Here is a 15,082-nt window from a genome sequence, read left to right on the forward strand (position 1 = left end):
GCCGGGTCGACGTGCTGCTCCCGATCATCCTGATCGGCCAGCTGCGCGTCGTCGCCATGCTCGTCCAGTTCAAGCTCCAGTAAGCGGAAGGCCACCATGGCAACCAACATGATCGCGGGTACCGCGTATCTGACCGTCGACGGCCGCTCCGTGCAGCTCGTCGGCGAATTCAGCTATCGGCCGACCCAGGGGAATAACGAGACGCTGCTTGGCATGGATGGCGTCCACGGCGTGAAGTCGACGCCGGCGGCCGGGATGATCAAAGCCAAGCTGCGCGACAGCGGCGCGATCCCGGTCGCTGATCTCGCCAATGCGACCGACGTCACCGTCGTTGCCCAGCTCGCCAACGGCAAGACGGTGATCGGGCGGAACATGTGGCGCGCTGGCGAGCCGGTCGAGGTCGACACCGAAGACGCCTCGTTCGCAATCCAGTGGGAGGGCGCAGATGTCCGTGAAAACTGATCAGCGCGCGCTGGTGACGATCGTCGCCGGCGCACTGCCGCCGCAGATGCTCGAGGCGCTGATCGGGCTGGGGGCGGATATCGTCCCTCACGATCTCGACCAGGAGCTGGTGCTCCCCTTGGCCAAGCCGATCGACGGGCCAGCGGGGCCGGTGGCGCAGATCGTCATCCGCGAGCCCACGGCGGCCGAGATCATGCAGTGGGACAAGCTCTCCGGGGCCGAGGCCGACGTGAAGGCGATCAGCGTCGTCGCGGGCGTTCCCACTTCGGTCGTCGAGAAGCTCCCCGCCCGCGTCTTCTATCGCGCGTCGCGGCGGATCGGCGATTTTTTGCTTTGAGGCCGTCTGGCTGGGAGGGCGCACTCGACGCGCTTGCTCAGCGATACGGCAAGATGCCGGACGAGATCGCCACCCGGCCATGGTCGGTCCTGCTGAAGTGGCTGGGCTGGGCTGACATGCTCGAAACCGGGGAGGCGTCATGAGCCAGCCGAAGGTCGCGATCGACATTACCGCGAACGACCGGACGGCGAAGGGCGCCCGGTCGGCGGAGAAGCGCCTCGGCACGGTGCCGAAGCATGTCAGCGCCGTCACCCGTAACCAGGATCGCGCGATGCGCGAGGGGCTGGGTCGCTCCAGCCGGAGCGCGCTACGCACCCTCGGGCAGGTCGAGCAGGCGAGCGCGCGGGTGTTCGGCGGCCGTTCGGTCACGTCGGGCTTTGCGACGCGCCTCGGCGCGATCCGGGAGGCGGCGGCGGCGACCGGCACGGGGTTGGGCGAGGCGGCGGGCAGCGCGTCCATGCTGGGCAGCACGCTCGGCGTGCTCGGCACGGTCGCGGGGGCTACCGTCGGTGTGCTGGCGGCGGCGGGCTTCGCAGCGTTCAAGATGGCGGACGGATGGGCCAAGGGCGCCGCAGCCGTAGGACGCATGGCCGATACCATGGGCGTTGCGCGGAAGGAGATGCAGGAGTTCGCCGCGGCGAGCGAGCGCATGGGCGTCGACAAGGGCGCAGCGACCGGCGGGCTGGCCAGCCTATCGCAGACGCTGAACGATGCCCGATACGGCCGCAACACCGGCGCGCTGGCGATGCTGTCGAAGCTCGGCGTCAAGATGCAGCTCAATGACGACGGCACCGTCAATGTCGGCGCGATGCTGCCCGCGATCGCCGATGCCATCGCGCGCCAGAATTCGTCGGGTCGCCGTACCGCAGCGTCAGCGCTGGGCCTGTCGGACGCCCTGATCCCCGTCTTCTCGCAGGGCGGCAAGGCTCTGGGCGACGACATGAAGGACGCGGGCAATACGGCCTATATCGCGTCCGATGACGACATTAAGCGCGGCCAGCGCATTCAGCGGAAAGGCGCCATGGTTGGGCAGCTGACCGACCGCGCGATGGCGATCGCGGGCAGCGCGGCGGCGGATGCGGCGGAACCGGGTTATGACGCGACGCTCGCCGCAGGGCGCCAAATCGTCGGAGGCGCGACGACGTTCGGGGGGATCGTCAAGAATACGTTTGCGCCGGCGGCCGGGCTGATTGAACGCGGGGGGCGAGCGATCGAGCGCGCGGCAGGCAACATGGCTGCCACTTCGGCTGGCGTACGCGGGGCGGGACGCTTCTCCCCGGGGCAAATCGCAGCTCTTGCGCGCAAGGCGACCCCCATAGCCGCAGAAGCGAAACGGTACGGTTTCACTGACGCCGAGGCGCAAGGCATAGCCTCGAACATCGTGCTGGAGAGCGGCGGAAATCATCGGGCAAGAGAGCGCGGAGCTTCAGGAGCGGGACGAGGGTTAATCCAGTGGACCGACAAGGCCCGCAAAGCGGAGTTCCGCCGTGTCGTTGGGGTGGATGTCGAGCAATCCAGTCGCGATCAACAGTGGCGCTTTTTACGCTACGAGCTTTCGCACCGGGAGAAGGCTGGGTGGCGGCGCGCCATGGCAAATGGGCAGCACGCGCCCTCAATCGCGTCGGGGTTTGCACGGTGGGTTGAACGACCGGCTGATCCGGGGCGTGACAGTGCAGAGCGCGCGGCGGTTGCCGAGGCGATGACGGTGAATCTGCATGTGACCGGGTTGCCGAAAGGCGCCGCCGTAACCGCCACGTCACGTCGGGGTTCAAAGCCCGCCATCAGTCACGCGGTAGCTCACTGAGTATTCGTCAACTCCGCCATGTCGGCTTCGGAATAATACGGCTCGTCGAATGCTCCCGGACTATAATCGCGATCCCCTGGCTTGCATGCGACGAACCGTTTCTCAGCCTCAATATCGGCGCCACCCCAGCACCATCCGCTGTCCTGCAATTCTTTGAGCAACACCTGTCGGCGATTGCAGGCCTTCATCGTTTCAATACTATCCCCGCTTCCCCCACGGCACGCCTCGTTTTCTCGCTCCTCTGCGGCGATCAGCTCATTGGGTCGCTTTGGGGTGTTGCTATCCGGCGAGGCAGTAACATTCCCAGCTGTCAGAGGAGCGTCCTCCTTCGTGGCAGGGGATGCCGCTGATGTGGTGATGTTGGCCGGCGCCTCAGGTTCCGGCTGTCCGCACGCGACCAAAACCGCCGCGATGAATAGCGGCGACATGCCTCGAACTGTCAAATTCCGTCTCCCTCTCACCGCGTAACCCGCGACAGCCTGAGGAGGTCCAACATGTCCCTGCTCAACCTGCTGCCCGCGTCCTTTCGCGGCGTTCCCTTTGCCGTGACCGATCATGTCACGACTGCCGGCCGGCGCCTAGCTGTCCACGAATATCCCGGCCGTGAGGATGTATGGACCGAGGACATGGGCCGGGGCGCGACGCGCTATCGCATCCGCGGCTTCGTCGTCGACAAAGATCCCATCCTCGGCGGTTTACCGATCGACGCCCAGCGGCTCGCGCTGTTGACCGCAGCACGGGCGGCTGGGCCGGGCGTGCTGATCCACCCCACGCTCGGCATCCTCACCGTCATGCTCGATGCGATCAGCATGGGCGAGGCGCTGGATGGGGCGACGTACAGCACGGTGGAGTTCGCCTTCATCGAGGCGGGGCGCCAGACTTTTCCGAATATCTCCCTCGACGGCCTCACTGTGTCGGCGGCGGTCATCACCGCCGCAGCGGGTGCCGCGACGGCAGTGCGCCTCCTGGGCCTCGGCAAGACGAGCGCTGCCGGCAGCGCCAGCGGCGCGCTCCCCGCCACAGTGAACCAATGGACAGCGCAGGTGACTGCCGCCGGCGCCGATGCCACGGCGTTGTCGCGCTTGGCGACGGCGCTCCCCGGCAACTTTGGGCGGTACAGCCGAGGCGCGACGTCGGGATACCTGTCCAAGGCCTCGGCGGCTGGCACCGACAGCCTGCCGGAGCTGGTCGCCCTGGCGGCGACACAGCGCGCCACGATCGCGAACGCGATCGACACCGTCGACCTGACCATGGCAGCACTGACCGTCGGTTCGATCGAGGCCGATCTCGCCGACGCGATCGCGACGCTGCTCGCTGCTCTCACCGGCGCCTGCGCCGATCCCTCCGATGCGCTTCGTTTGCTCTCCAGGCTTCTAGTGTTCCAGCCCGTCGGATCGGATGCCGTCGGCGCCGCGGGCACGGCGGTTTCGCGATTGTTTCGACTGACGATCACGGTCGAGCTTGCCCGCGCATCCGCGGCTTATCAGCCGTCGAGCTACGAGGATGCGTTCGCAAGGCTGGTAGACGTCACCGCAGCGATCGACGCTGCGGCGGAAAATGCCGGCGGCGGCGGGCTTGACGATCTGTTCGCCGCGCTGCGCACCCTGCGTATCGCTGTCGTCGAGGATCTCCGCGTGCGTGGCGCCAGCCTCGCCCACGTCCGCACGTTTTCGCTGCCCGCTCCGCTCCCCGCACTCAGTCTCGCACAGCGGCTCTACCGTGATGCGGCGCGCGCGGATGAACTGGTGGGCGAGGCGGGCGACGCCTGCGTCAGCCCGTTGTTCATGCCGGTTTCGCTTCAGGCGCTCGCCGCGTGACAGAAGAGCTTTACCTGACGGCCCGTGGTCGTCGGATCAGCGGGTGGACCGAAATCGAAGTAACGCTGCGCGCGGACGGCTTCCCGGGCGAATTCGACATCGCCATGTCGTGGAAGGATCCCGTCACCAAGGGCGCGGTGATCGCAGCGGCCGGGGACCCCTGCCAGGTCTATCTCGGGTCCGACCTCGTCATCAGCGGTTATATCGACCAGGACATCGGCGGCGGCGACGCACAGTCGCGCTCCTTAAGGCTCACTGGCCGCGGCAAGACGCAGGATCTGACCGACTGCGGCGCGGAATGGGCGACCGGCCAGCTCATCGGCGGCGACGCGCTGTCAATTACGCAGAAGCTCGCCGCTGTTTATGGGATCGACGTGGTGCTCGCGAACGGGGCGAGCGCGGGCCCGACCGTCACGCAATGGGCGCTGAACTACGGCGAAACGCCGGCGGACATCATCCAGCGCCTCGCACAGAACGCCGGCCTGCTGGCCTATGAAGATTCGTCCGGTCGCCTCCTGCTCGCCAACGTCGGGACGGCGCAAGCCGCCTCCGGCGTGGTCTATGGCCAGAACGTCGAGGAATGGTCCGTGCAGCATTCGATGCACGAGCGGTTCTCCGAGATCGTCTGCTCAAGCTATACCGTCGACGTAGCAATGGACGTCGGCGGCAGCACGTTCTTCGATACCCAGACCGATCCGAACGTGCCGCGGCACCGGCGGAAATACGTCTTCCTCGAGAGCGTGGCGGAGGATGCCAATGCGTTCGCAATCCGGAAGGCGAAATGGGAGGTTGCGCGACGCGCAGGCCGGTCGACGGTCGTACTGGCGCGGATCGACAGCTGGCGCGATGCCGCCGGCGCGCTCTGGGCACCAAACACGCTGGTCCCCGTCAGTCTTCCCGCAAACCGCCTCGGCGCCGGCGCGATGATCCTTGCCGAGGTGAGGTTTGGTCGCGATCGCAACGGCACGCATGCCGTTCTGGTTCTGATGCCTCGCGAGGCGTTCACGATCGAGCCGATCAGCCTGCTGGCGATCAACGCGGCCGACATCACGCCTCCGGACGCGCAACCATAATGAGCTGGCTCCGCAATCTCCTGTGGTTCGGCCGCGTTACCCTCGTTGACGATGCCGACGATTTCCAGCGCCTCCAGCTGGTGCAGCGGGCGGCCGGCAACGGCGGATCGGATCGGATCACCGACCGGGTGCTCCGCATTGCGCAGTTCGGCTTCACCAGCGTGCCGCCGATCGACGCCGACGTCGTGGTGATCAATCGCAATGGCGAGGCAGCGCTCGGCGTAGCGCTGGGCACCGCGCACCGCGCATCTCGCCCGCGCAATCTGAAGCCCGGCGATGCGGCGATCTACGACGTTCGGGGGCGGATCGTCCGCCTGACGGAGGATGGCATCGAGATCGACGGGGCAGGCGGCATGGTCACCGTGACGAACGCCAGCAAGGTGCGCTGCACTTGCGACATCGAGACGACGGGCGATGTCGTGGCCCGCGCCGATGGCAAGGCGGTCAGCCTGAACGCGCTCCACGACACCTTCAACCTTCACAACCATCCTCCGGTTGCAGCCGGCGGGAGCTGGGGTTCCGGCCCCCCGAAACCACAGGCCTGACCAATGGACATCGCAACGATCTGGGACGCAGCAAACAGCCGCGGCGATTGGGCCGTGCCGGCGGCGGCCGGCTTCATGCGCGACGGCGCTGGGCAGCCCGTCATCGGCGCCGACGGGTTCGCGGTCGGTGCGTCACCCGTCCAAGCGACCGGGCTGGTCGCGGGCAGCGATATCCAGACCGCCGTCCTCATAAGCCTGTTCACGGATGCGGCGGCGGGTCCGGATGACGTGATCCCCGATGGCACCGACGATCCGCGCGGCTGGTGGGCTGATCCGACGATCGGGTCCAAGCTATGGCTGCTCGCGCGTGCGAAGCGGACGCCGCAGAACCTGCAGCTTGCGATCGCGTACATTCGCCAAGCCCTCGGCTGGCTCACCGCAGACGGCGCGGCGTCGGCGATCGATGTCACCGCAGAATGGCAGGCGGGCGGCCGGCTGGCGGGGCGGATCGTCGTCTCGCATCCCACCGGCACCACTGCCGTCCCCTTCGATTACGCCTGGAAGGACCTCGCATGACCTTCGCCCGGCCGACGCTCGACGAGCTGCGCAAGCAGACGCAGACGGACCTGCAATCCGCGCTTCCCGGCGCCGACGCGCTGCTGCGCTATTCGAACCTCGCGATCCTCGCCAACATCCTGGCCGGGCTCGCGACCGGGCACTACGGCTACCTCGATTATATCGCCCGCCAGGCGACGCCCTTCACCGCGATCGGCGAGATGCTGGAGGGCTGGGCGGGGCTGAAAGGTGTTACCCGGAAGCCGGCGACGGCCGCCGCTGGCACAGTGGCCTTCACCGGGACTGTCGGCGCCACCATTCCGGCCGGAACCTCGGTTCTACGCAGCGACGGGTTCGCCTATACCACAACCGCCGAGGCATCGGTCGGCGCGGGCGGGTCGGTAACAGCCCCGATCGCGTCAATTGCCGCTGGTACGACTGGCAATGCCGCCGGCGGCGCCGCCTTCGCGCTCGGGTCGGGCGTTGCCGGGGTTTCAGCTGCCGGCGCGGCGGCCGGGCCCATCACCGGCGGCGCTGCCGTGGAAAGCGACGATTCGCTGCGGTCACGCATGTTGCTTGCCTATGCCAACCCGCCGCAAGGCGGATCGGCGTCCGACTATAGGCAATGGGCCTTGGCGGTGCCGGGCGTCACGCGGGCATGGGTGGCGCCGGGAGGCATGGGGCCGTCGACCGTCGTCCTCTATTTCATGATGGACGATGCGCAGGCCTCGCACGGCGGGTATCCGCAAGGCACCAATGGCGTCGCCGCTGCCGAGGCGCGCGATATCGCCGCGGCGGGCGACCAGCTGACCGTCGCCAATGCAATTTTCGTGCGCCAGCCGGTCACGCCGATCATCTATGCGGTGTCGCCGCGCCCCAACAGCCTGACCTTCACGATCGCCGGCCTGGCGGGTGCGTCGGCGACGCTGAAAGGCGCGATCGCCTCGGCAATCACGGCGGCATTGCTCGCCAGCGCCGTGCCCGGCGGCGTGACCAATATGTCTGCGATCGAGGCGGCGATCGCCGCGGTCAACGGCTCGGCCGGGTTCGTCATCACCAACGTTGACGCGAGCGCCGGCGCCGTAACCCCGGGCGCGGCGGGCAACATCGTTTCGAACGCCGGTTGCCTGCCGGCCCTGGCGAGCATCACATGGGCGTAGGCGCTCGCTTCGCGGCGGACGAATATGCCCGCGCCGCCCGCGCGCTGATGCCCCGCGGCCCCGCCTGGGCGAATGATCCTCAGTCCGTGCAGGGCCGCACGCTCGCCGCCTTGGCGCTGTCGCTATGGCGCAGCGATGCGGCATCGATGCAGCTGCTCGTCGACGCGTTCCCGGCGACCACGACCGCGCTGTTGGTCGAGTGGGAGGCGAGCCTGGGGCTTGTCGCGGCCGATGGGGCAACGGCAGAGCAGCGCCGCGCACGCGTCGTCGCACGACTGGTCGGCGCCGGCGGTCAATCGCGCGCCCGGTTCATCGCCTTCGCCGCGACGCTCGGCTTCACGATCGCAATCGACAATTTCGCCCCCTTACGCGCAGGCCGCTTCCGCGCTGGCGATCCCGCCCGGTCGCGCCTCTGGATCGACGCCTGGCGCGTCCGCGTCCTCGCCAACCGCGGCGGCCTGCCGGTCGCCACGCTGAAAGCCGAGCTCGACGCGATCCGGCCGGCCGAAACCACCATCCTCCTCGCCTGAAGGACCGCCCATGTTCCGTGTCGATGGCCCCACGGCAGCGCCCGCGCTGCCGGCGCCCGCTGCCGTGTCCGGCACTCCCGGCTATTTCACCGGGGGCGATCCGTCTGTGCCGACGCCGCCCACCGACGTTCCGGCCGACTGGCTCAACATGATCCAGGAGGAGCTCGTCGCGATCGTAGCGGCGGCCGGCATCAGCCTGTCGAAGGCCGACCGCGGTCAGGTTCTTGCCGCGATCCGGGCGCTGATCGCGTCCGGCGGCATCGCATTCGCGTCGAACCAGGAGGCGGTCGCAGGGGCGATCAACAATCGAGCGCTGTCGCCCCAGTCGGGCGCGGCGCTCGTGGCCGACCGGATCCTCGGAGTGATCGGCGGCGCACCTGCGAACCTCAATACCCTCGGAGAGATCGCCGCCTCGATCGGCAACGATCCGGCGTTCGCGACGAACGTCACCGCTGCATTGGCTGCGCGGGTGCTCACCAGCCGCGTGATCTCGACGGGCGGCCTGCTGACCGGCGGTGGCAACCTCATGAGCGACCTGTCGCTTGCGGTGCCGGCGGCCGGCGCGTCGGATCTCAACCAGCAGAGCGATGCGACCAAGGCGCTGACGCCGGCGGCGTTCGGCGCGGCGGGAGGCGGCGATGGGTCGAGCGGTTGGGCTCCGCTGCCGGGCGGCAACATGATTCAATGGGGGTCGCTGACGGTGTTCGGCGATGGCACCAGCGCACGCGCGTTCTCGCTGTCGTTTCCGCGTCCGTTCCTCAACGTCTGCGGCTCGATCGTCGCCAATGGCGACCCGTATCAGCTCGGACAGGGACAGTGGCACCCTATGATCGTCGTGTTCAACGCGCCGACGATCGCCGGCGCCACGGGCTTCCTCGACACGGGCTGGGGTGAGCGCCCATACTCCAACGCACATACCTTCCGCTGGCAGGCGATCGGACGCTGATCGTGGCCGGGCCGACCTTTGCCGTCTTCACGGATGGGCAGCCGCTGCTGGTCTCGATGGACCAGTTGCGCGAGCTTATCGGTGTCGCTGACCTTCAGCGGCAACTGGCGGCCTATGCCGCCGGTGCTGAGGATCGCCTGACGACGGTCGCGGGTATGTCGGCGCAGGGGCTTCAGGAGGCGCGCGCCGATCTGCTGCGAACCTTCGACGAGCTAGACCCGATCAAAGCGCAGTTCGGCCCCATCCAGGCGCAGTTCGGTCCGATCACCAGCGACATCAGCGCGCTGAAGCAGACGGACATCGGGCTCGACCTGGCGCTTGGAACGCTGGGACAGCAGCTGGGCGATGCCGCGCTGTCGATCTCGGCGCTCGAGCTGGCGGACGTAAAGGCGAGCGATGCGCTGGGTGCGTTGGTGGGCGTCGTCGCCGACCAGGACGAAGCGCAGCGCCAACTCGATCGCTCCGTCGGCCGCGTCGAGGAATCGCTGCTGCGAGCGGTGCTGGCGAACGCCCAGACCCGCGACATCCTCCGCGATGCGGGGGTGGTGATCGATCCCATCTCGGGAACGGTGCGTATCTATGCGATCGATCAGCTCGAGGACCGCACGTCGCTGGTGGAGCTGTCAGTCGATAGCGTGAAGGGTACGCTCACGCAGAAGGCGTCCGTCAATTTCGTCAACGAGCAGATCGCGCTCGCCGTTCTGGATCCGTCGCAGGTCGCGCAGCTCGAGCCAATCCTCGCCCGCCTTAGCCAAGCCGAGACGACGGTCGACGGCCTGAACGCAGCGGTGCGGCTGAAGGCGTCCATTGCCGAGCTTACAGCGCTTACCGCGCGCGTCCGCACCACCGAAATTAACGTCGATGCCCTCAATGGCAAGATCGGCCTTCTTGCGACAGCCGACGCGGTCGACCGGCTGACGCTGCGAACCGCCAGCATCGAGCAGACGCTAACCGCAATGCCCGATACAGCCGGGTTGGTTGTCGAGGTCCGCCAGGCGCGGGGCACCGCCGACGCAAATGCAGACGCCCTGTTGCGTTCGCTGGCCGCCGGGGAGACGGCCGGGCGGTATCAGGTCAGCCAGATCGCTCTCGCGCGGCAGGAACTGTCGACGCGGATGGATGACGGCTTCTCTGCGGCTGCCACCGCGCGAACCCTTCTGTCGGTGCGGATCGACCAGGCCAACGCGCTGATGCTGTCCCAGGCCGATGCCAGCGTCACGCGGGATGCCGCGCTGACGCAACGCATCGATGCGCAGGCCGCCATCCTGGGCGACCAATCCGCCGCGATCGGGCGGATCGACCGGGCAGTGCTCGACGCTGCCGGCGGCGTCGCATCGAGCCAAATGACGATCCGTCAGATCGTTGGCGCGGCGGGGGACACGGGCGAAGCGCTCCTCCGCTCGATCGCGGCCGGCGAGCAGGCGGGGCAGGCGCGTGCCGCGCAGCTCGTGCAGATCCAGACTGACTTCTCGACGTCGCTTATCGCCGATCGCCAAGCCTCCGCCATCGCGCAGCAGGCGATCCTCGCGCGAATGAATGCGGCCGAGGCGGCGATCGTCATGACGTCGAAGGTCCTGGCGGACACGACCGGCGCCTACGGCAGTCGCATCGCCGCCATGGAGGTGGCGCTGGCGGATCCGGTGACGGGCCTCGCCCCTACGCGCGTTCGCATCAACGCGGTCGACGATGCCAGTGCGACCCGGGATGCAGCGCTCGGCACCCGCGTCGACGGTGTCGAGGCGATCGTCAACGACCAGGTCACGGGCTTGCCCGCGACGCGCGCGGCGCTGACCGCCGGCCTCAAAGCCGCGTCGGATCGCACGAGCGCGCTGACCGAGCAGTTCCAGTCGCTGGTCGCCGAGCTGCATGACCCAACGACAGGCTTGGCGGCGACCTACGCGAACCTGGTTACCACGCAAAAGGCCCAGGTCGATGGCGATCGCGCTCTGGGCGAGCGCATCGACGCGGTTGGCGTGGCCATGAACGGCCAGTCCGCCGCGATTGGCCGGCTGGAGCAGGCGTCGATCACGGCGGCGGCAGGCATCGCCAGCGCTCAGATGACGATCCGTCAGGCGGTCGGTGCGGCGGATGACAGTGGCGAGGCCCTCCTGCGGGCTTTGGCCGCTGGCGAGCAGGCGGGGCAGGCGCGCGCCGCGCAGTTGGTGCAGGTGCAGACCGAATTCTCGACGACCCTCGTCGCCGGGCAGCGGTCGGAGGCGGCGGCGCGTGAGGCGCTGTACGCGCGGTTGGGGCTGGCCGAGGCGGCGATCGTCACGACGTCGAAGGCGCTGACGGACAGCACGCAGGCGGCGACCAGCCGGATCGCCGCGCTGGAGGCGGCCTTCAACGACCCTGTGTCGGGGTTGCCCGCGACGCGCTCCCGAATCGTCGCGGTCGAGGATGCAACCGCCAAGGCCGATGCCGCGCTCGCTCATCGGCTCGACCTGACGGAGGCGGTGGCCAACGACACCGCGTCGGGTTTGGAAGCCACCAAGGCGGTCGTCGCGCAGGATCGCCAGGCCAGCGCCGACCGGGACGCGGCGAACGCCCATGACGTCCAACAGCTGTCGGCGCAGGTCAATGATCCGGCCACGGGACTGCCAGCAACGGCGGCGGCGCTTGCGCAGGAAAAGACCGCGAGCGCTGATCGCGACAGCGCGCGCGGGCAGCAGATCGATCTCATCACTGCCGAGCTGCACGACCCGGCGACGGGGTTGCCGGCGACGCGCGCCGTCGTCGCGCAGGATCGACAGGCGAGCGCCGATCGCGATGCCGCCAACGCTCGGGACATCCAGCAGCTGTCGGCGCAGGTCAATGATCCCGCATCCGGGCTGCCGGCAACCGCAGCGGGGCTGGAGCTGGAGCGAACGACCAGCGCCGACCGCGCGGCGGCGCTGTCGAAGCTGATCGAGATTCTGACGGCCGAACTGCATGATCCCGGCACGGGCCTCACCGCCACACGGGCCACCGTCGCGACCAACAAGCAGGCGCAGGTAGACGGCGACCAGGCGCTGGGGCAGCTGCTTCAGCAGGTGTCCACGACGCAGGACGGGCACACCTCGACGATCAACTTCCTCCTGCGGTCGATCGACGGCAAGGAGGCGGTCGCGCAGCTGACGCTCGACGTGAACCGCAAGATCACCGGTTTCCGCATTAACGGGCAGGATAGCGTATTCGCCGTCGCGGCCGACAAGTTCATCGTCGGGGCGAGCCAGATATTTGAAGTCGACGCGACGACGGGTGTGACCGTGGTCAACAGCCTGAAGGCCAACGTCGTCACCGCACGCGAGCTATCGGGGTCCGCGGTCCAGCAGACTGCTTTCACGATCACCACGGCGGACATCATCATCAAGTACAGTTGAGGCCACCATGGCGAACGAAAACACGCCTGACGAACCAGGTATCGGAGATCCCGGAACAGGCGGGGGTGGTGGCGGCGGTGGTGGCGGCGGCGAGAATATTGGCCAGCTGGTAACGTCGAAGCCGATCACCAAGCAGATGGACGGCAGCCTGCTTCGGGTGCTGCTCAGCGCGGATCTGGCAAGTCCCGATGACCTTCAGCTCATCGCCTATCTCGTGATCGGCGGCGTCATCCGGAAGGTGACGCCGGTCAATCTCATCTTCGACGGGTTCAACAGCAACGCGCAAGGTCCGCTCACCATGATCACCGCGGTGTCCGGCCTTCCGGCCGGTCCGTACGAGGCTGCGCTATTCATCCGCAACCGCGAACCTGACGGCGATCTCACGGTGAAAGCCGGCCTCTACCTCGAATTCAACGAGATCAAACCGGCCGCGCTTTAGGCCTATAGCCAAGGAACATCAGTATGTGGAACAGCACCGGCACCGTCACGGTGACGAATGGCTCGCCTGTGATCACGGGCGCCGGCACCGTCTTTTCCTTCCCGAACGCGCAGCCGGGCCAAGCCTTTGTGGGGCCGAACGGGTTGCCGATGGAGATCGCGAGCGTCGACAGCGCTTCGCAGATCACGCTGGCGCGTCCGTATGGCGGGGCGACGGCCGCGGGGCAGCCGTTCACCATCCTGCCGACGCAGAGCTTCGCAAACGATCTCGCCCTGGCTTTCGCCGGATTCAAAAATGTGGCGGGTGCGATGCTCGATACCATCGGGCAGGGTATGTTCCCGGATGGCTCGGTCGCAACTCCGGGTATCCGCTTCGCTGCGGATCAGGACACGGGATGGCGGCGGGCAGGTTCCAATAGCTTGTCGCTGGTGACTGGTGGCGTCGACCGGATGACGATCGATGCCAGCGGTCAGGCGCTGTTTCCGACCGGAAAGGGGCTTGGTATCGCCGGTCTCCCGGCCGAAACGTTCACCATGAGCGACGGCCAGTTCGGGCCGCGTCTCACGACCGAAGGGTCGTTCCGCATTACGAACGGCAACGCGAACGTAGATCGTTTTCGCGTTGACCCCTCGGGCAATGTTGGCATCGGAACCGCGGCGCCCGCCATTAGGTTGCATGTAGTCTCGCCGGACCAGGCCGTTGCGCGCATCCGGCTACAGAACAGCCTCGCGTCGGGAACCAGCGCTGGCGGGTATGACCTTGTTGCTGGTGTCAACGCTGAGCGTCAGGAAAGCTTTTCGCTCTTTAATGTCTCTACCAGTCAAACGGCCTTGACGGTCGATGGTGCCGGAAATCTACTCGTTGGATCTACCGCCGGTGCTAAGCATATGATCTCTAAGCCGGTCGATCCGGCGGTCAGTATTCTTGAAGTGGCGCGTCCAACGTATTCCAGCGTTGAGATTTTTGGCGGGGATAGCGCTCCGGCAAGCGGCGTCGCTGCGGTAATGAAGGTTACGACAGTTGCCCAAAGTGGGCGGAGTATCTCGGCAGGCGGCACGATCAACGCCAGCGGCGCGGACTATGCCGAATATGTCCGCAAGGCGGCGGGTTGCAGCACGATCCGGAAGGGCGACGTTTGCGGCGTTGACTGGAATGGACAGCTCGTCACCACCTGGGCCGATGCGGTGCGCTACGTCGTCAAGTCGACCGATCCGAACCTCGTCGGCGGCGATACCTGGGCGGCCCACCTCGGGCAGCGGCCGGAAGCGCCGGTTTACGCCCCACCCGCGTACAATGGGCCAGCAGAGCCGACCGAGGCTGACGCTTGGAACGCGCACGACGCTTACAACGCTGCCCAAGCCGATTATGCCAAGGCGGTGGCCGCAGCCGAGGCGGCGCACGTCGCGGCGGTGAAGGATCATGCCGCAGCGCTGACCGCTTGGGAAGCGGAGCTCGAGGCGGCCCGCCAGACCGTCGACCGCATCGCCTTTTGCGGACAGGTGCCGGTCAATGTCGACGCCGACACGCTTGCCATGTGCGAGGCTGCGCTGGGAGACGGTGTAGCTGTCTACCTCGTCGCGGTCGCTCACGGTGACGGGATCGGTGCCACCGCCGTGCGCGAAACCGACATGACGCTGCCGCTCTATATGCGCCGCCTGGGCGCCGTCTGGGCCATCCGCGACGGTCGGCCTTGGGTCGACGTGCAGCACGGCTGATTGGAGATATCGATGCCCGACACCCCCGCGCCAGCGCCGCCGCGCTGGATCGCGATCGCTGGCGCGGTCGCTACATGCTCCGGTCTGATCGTCGCGGTCTGCGGCTATCTGATCGCGATCGGCAACTGGCGGGGCGGTGTCGACAAGGACATCGCCCAGCTGAAGGCGCAGGCGTCACAGGCCGAAGCCAACGACCGGACGTACATCCCGGTGCTGGTCGGCATGACCCGCGACGTCAGCTACCTCGCCGATCGCGCGCGCCGCGAGGACGAGCGCGCCAGCCAGAGGGGGCGGTAATGGCGGACATCATCGGCGGCGCCATGATGGTCGTCGGCGGCGCGGCCATGTCGGCCGGGTCCGTGACCTGCGTCCGGGGCCTCGCGCGCCGGCCGATTGA

Annotated in this window: 15 protein-coding genes; 14 read left to right on the plus strand and 1 reads right to left on the minus strand. The window is 67.7% G+C overall.

Going from position 1 to position 15,082, the window contains the following annotated elements:
- Window positions 1–108 precede the first annotated feature (108 nt).
- The 3 genes from ACGVWT_RS18535 to ACGVWT_RS18545 all read left to right on the plus strand — a co-directional run bounded on the left by ACGVWT_RS18535 (window position 109) and on the right by ACGVWT_RS18545 (window position 2,603).
- Window positions 109–462 (plus strand): phage tail tube protein, encoded by a 354-nt coding sequence (locus ACGVWT_RS18535; RefSeq protein ID WP_315463138.1) that lies wholly within the window; start codon window positions 109–111, stop codon window positions 460–462.
- Window positions 446–799, plus strand: a complete 354-nt coding sequence (locus ACGVWT_RS18540) for a phage tail assembly protein (RefSeq protein WP_315463139.1) — start codon at window positions 446–448, stop codon at window positions 797–799. Before ACGVWT_RS18535 ends, ACGVWT_RS18540 begins: the two co-directional genes overlap by 17 nt.
- 271 nt (window positions 800–1,070) lie before the next feature.
- Window positions 1,071–2,603 carry a phage tail tip lysozyme gene (locus tag ACGVWT_RS18545; protein WP_394427677.1) on the plus strand — a complete coding sequence of 511 codons (1,533 nt, stop codon included), beginning with the start codon at window positions 1,071–1,073 and terminating at the stop codon, window positions 2,601–2,603.
- Here the strand turns inward: ACGVWT_RS18545 and ACGVWT_RS18550 are convergent.
- A complete protein-coding gene (locus tag ACGVWT_RS18550; RefSeq protein ID WP_315463141.1) occupies window positions 2,597–3,031 on the minus strand; it encodes a hypothetical protein in 435 nt (144 codons plus the stop codon). The two genes, ACGVWT_RS18545 and ACGVWT_RS18550, sit on opposite strands and share 7 nt — an antisense overlap.
- A 66-nt stretch (window positions 3,032–3,097) precedes the next feature.
- Between ACGVWT_RS18550 and ACGVWT_RS18555 the strand changes: the two genes are divergently transcribed.
- From ACGVWT_RS18555 to ACGVWT_RS18605, 11 genes are read left to right on the plus strand one after another with little or no spacing between them, the layout of a single operon-like run.
- Entirely contained in the window at window positions 3,098–4,420 is a 1,323-nt protein-coding gene (locus ACGVWT_RS18555; RefSeq protein WP_315463142.1) for a DNA circularization N-terminal domain-containing protein, read from the plus strand.
- On the plus strand, window positions 4,417–5,493 hold the full coding sequence (locus ACGVWT_RS18560) for a phage baseplate assembly protein (protein ID WP_315463143.1): 1,077 nt from the start codon (window positions 4,417–4,419) through the stop codon (window positions 5,491–5,493). The genes ACGVWT_RS18555 and ACGVWT_RS18560 overlap by 4 nt, the downstream gene beginning before the upstream one ends.
- Window positions 5,493–6,038, plus strand: coding sequence for a phage baseplate assembly protein V (locus ACGVWT_RS18565; RefSeq protein WP_315463144.1), 546 nt, complete (start codon window positions 5,493–5,495; stop codon window positions 6,036–6,038). The genes ACGVWT_RS18560 and ACGVWT_RS18565 overlap by 1 nt, the downstream gene beginning before the upstream one ends.
- A gap of 3 nt (window positions 6,039–6,041) precedes the next feature.
- Window positions 6,042–6,554 carry a phage GP46 family protein gene (locus ACGVWT_RS18570; RefSeq protein WP_315463145.1) on the plus strand — a complete coding sequence of 171 codons (513 nt, stop codon included), beginning with the start codon at window positions 6,042–6,044 and terminating at the stop codon, window positions 6,552–6,554.
- The gene (locus tag ACGVWT_RS18575) at window positions 6,551–7,693 is read left to right on the plus strand and encodes a baseplate J/gp47 family protein (protein WP_315472139.1); all 1,143 of its coding nucleotides are present in this window, start codon (window positions 6,551–6,553) and stop codon (window positions 7,691–7,693) included. The genes ACGVWT_RS18570 and ACGVWT_RS18575 overlap by 4 nt, the downstream gene beginning before the upstream one ends.
- The gene (locus tag ACGVWT_RS18580; protein WP_315471983.1) at window positions 7,684–8,223 is read left to right on the plus strand and encodes a putative phage tail protein; all 540 of its coding nucleotides are present in this window, start codon (window positions 7,684–7,686) and stop codon (window positions 8,221–8,223) included. The genes ACGVWT_RS18575 and ACGVWT_RS18580 overlap by 10 nt, the downstream gene beginning before the upstream one ends.
- 10 nt (window positions 8,224–8,233) lie before the next feature.
- Entirely contained in the window at window positions 8,234–9,169 is a 936-nt protein-coding gene (locus ACGVWT_RS18585; RefSeq protein ID WP_315471984.1) for a hypothetical protein, read from the plus strand.
- Between the two features lie 2 nt (window positions 9,170–9,171).
- Window positions 9,172–12,531 (plus strand): hypothetical protein, encoded by a 3,360-nt coding sequence (locus tag ACGVWT_RS18590; RefSeq protein ID WP_315471985.1) that lies wholly within the window; start codon window positions 9,172–9,174, stop codon window positions 12,529–12,531.
- Window positions 12,532–12,538: 7 nt separating this feature from the next.
- On the plus strand, window positions 12,539–12,970 hold the full coding sequence (locus ACGVWT_RS18595; protein WP_315471986.1) for a hypothetical protein: 432 nt from the start codon (window positions 12,539–12,541) through the stop codon (window positions 12,968–12,970).
- 23 nt (window positions 12,971–12,993) lie between these two features.
- Window positions 12,994–14,685, plus strand: coding sequence for a hypothetical protein (locus tag ACGVWT_RS18600; protein WP_315471987.1), 1,692 nt, complete (start codon window positions 12,994–12,996; stop codon window positions 14,683–14,685).
- A gap of 12 nt (window positions 14,686–14,697) precedes the next feature.
- Complete coding sequence (locus ACGVWT_RS18605; protein WP_331360771.1) at window positions 14,698–14,982, plus strand: hypothetical protein; 285 nt, start codon at window positions 14,698–14,700, stop codon at window positions 14,980–14,982.
- Window positions 14,983–15,082 lie beyond the last annotated feature (100 nt).

It is taken from the genome of Sphingomonas sp. S6 (assembly GCF_043498045.1).
GTDB lineage: Bacteria > Pseudomonadota > Alphaproteobacteria > Sphingomonadales > Sphingomonadaceae > Sphingomonas.